Raw genomic sequence first — 2,145 nt, forward strand, 5'->3', positions numbered from 1 at the left:
TCGAACACAGACCAAGGATTCCTAACTATAGAAAAAAAGGGGGAATGGCTACAGTTAGCTATCCCAAACAAGCATTAAAACTTAAAGATAATCAAATTAGAATACCACTAGGTAATACCTGTAAGCGCTGGTTTGGTCTAGATTGCTTTTATATTCCTATGCCAAGTAATCTTGAATTTTTATCTCTTAAAGAACTGAGAATATTACCGAGAAACAGATGTTTTTATTGGGAATTTGTTTATGAAAGAGAAGTAATAGTTAAACCTCAATTAAATCAAGAAAATGTATTAGGAATTGACCATGGTTTAAATAATTGGTTGACCTGTGTATCCAATGTAAATACTAGCTTAATTGTAGATGGGAAACAGATTAAATCAATGAATCGTTGGTACAACAAACAAGTATCAACTATTAAAGAAAATCAACCGACTGGATTTTGGTCAAATAAACTAGCTGCCATTACAGAAAAGCGTAACCGCCAAATCCGTGATGGAATTAATAAAGCAGCCAGGATAGTGATTAATCATTGTTTAGAAAATTCTATTGGTACAATTGTTTTTGGTTGGAATAAAGGTCAGAAAAATCAAATAGAATTAGGAAAAAAAAGTAATTCAGAATTTGTACCAATTCCCACAGCTAGACTGAAAGAAAGAATAGCTCAGTTATGCTCTGAATATGGAATAATATTTATAGAAACAGAAGAGAGTTATACAAGTGTCGCTTCATTTTTAGATGGTGACGATCTGCCTATTTATGGTGAGAAACCCAATGATTGGAAACCGTCAGGAAAAAGAATAAAGCGTGGTTTGTATAAAAGTAGTAATAATTGGTTAATTAATGCAGACTGTAATGGGGCTGCAAATATAATCACAAAAGTAAGCAGAAAGCTAAGGTTAAACTTAAGCCAACTGTGTAGGGGCACTTTGACTTGTCCCCAGAGAGTTTATCTTTGGTCAGCTAAGAATAGACGGAGCAACACGGATTTATCCTGTTGCGTAGTATCTGCTTAGAATCCCCTCGACTTTAGCCAGGGGAGTAGTCAATTGCAATCTGCTGTATCTTTAAATTTAAACATGAAGCCTGATATACTATTTATTTACATCTCGTGAAATGTAAAAATACAATTCAAGACTTCAGGGAACAGGGAAAAGTGAAAATTTTTACAGATTTTTTAGTATGGTAAAAAATGATAATCCAGTTTCATAACTCATCTGGAATTTTTATATCTTCATATCTTGCTCATTAATTGTATCTGATTTAGCACTGCCAAATCTTGAAATTTATCTTTTTCTTTTGGGTTTAATACCCTGCCGTCTACACAGTGTTTACAATTGGTTTGGGTTTGAATCCCCGTCCACTTTTTCCAACTTAGGTTCTTCCTTTTTCAAGTAGAAGAATTTTGTGGTGAAATCCTAAGCCATAAATATCGTCCTACTGCTTTTAAATATAACCTGACTGGAAACTGATAATAATCAATGAAAATATTAACGATAATTAGCAAATGAAATAAAAAAGTTAAACCAGTCCAAACTCTTGGTAACCAACACAAAGGAGTACCAGGTATTGGAGGATAAAAGTAAGCCGTTAATCCTATTAATGTTGTTGGTAATATTACAAATGCAACTGCTAATAACTTAATTACCCAGTTCAATTCTACATTAGGATGATCGACTTTCCAATTTCTACCATTCCACCGCCAACTTAAATTAGAAGAACTATCTACTATTTTCAATGATTGCTTTACCAGATCGGCAGTAAAAATATGGTTACAGAAGTTACAAGCAAAAGCATCCATTAAAATCATTGCTGATATCTGGCCATGATAACATACAGGACAAGTATAAACTTCTTCTACACTCAAATCTTTATTGATATTTTGAGAATTACACATATAATTTGCCAGTATAAAGCTATATGGTATAGCAATTTTAAACTTGAACTTCTAAACCGATCTATAATCTGTGATAATTCTTAACTTTTTTCTCAGTTATAGCAGAATAAATAAGGAAGAAGGAAGAAGGAAGAAGGAAGAAGGAAGGGAAAATATTACGTTGTTTGAATTTTAAGCTTTTGATATGTCTGTACTCTTTGCTTCGACTGGTATATCAAATGAATTAACATCAACCATCAACAAGGAAGAAGGAA

At 32.8% G+C, this 2,145-nt stretch carries 2 protein-coding genes; one reads left to right on the plus strand and one right to left on the minus strand.

Annotation, left to right across the window (positions count from 1 at the left end):
* Positions 1–1,010, plus strand: a 1,010-nt coding sequence (locus tag D5R40_RS32415) for an RNA-guided endonuclease InsQ/TnpB family protein (protein WP_124155842.1), incomplete at its 5' end; no start/stop codon positions are given.
* 374 nt (positions 1,011–1,384) lie between these two features.
* Here the strand turns inward: D5R40_RS32415 and D5R40_RS32420 are convergent.
* On the minus strand, positions 1,385–1,891 hold the full coding sequence (locus D5R40_RS32420; protein WP_124144961.1) for a hypothetical protein: 507 nt from the start codon (positions 1,889–1,891) through the stop codon (positions 1,385–1,387).
* Between the last annotated feature and the right edge of the window lie 254 nt (positions 1,892–2,145).

This window comes from Okeania hirsuta (genome assembly GCF_003838195.1).
In the GTDB taxonomy this organism is placed as follows: Bacteria; Cyanobacteriota; Cyanobacteriia; order Cyanobacteriales; family Microcoleaceae; genus Okeania; species Okeania hirsuta.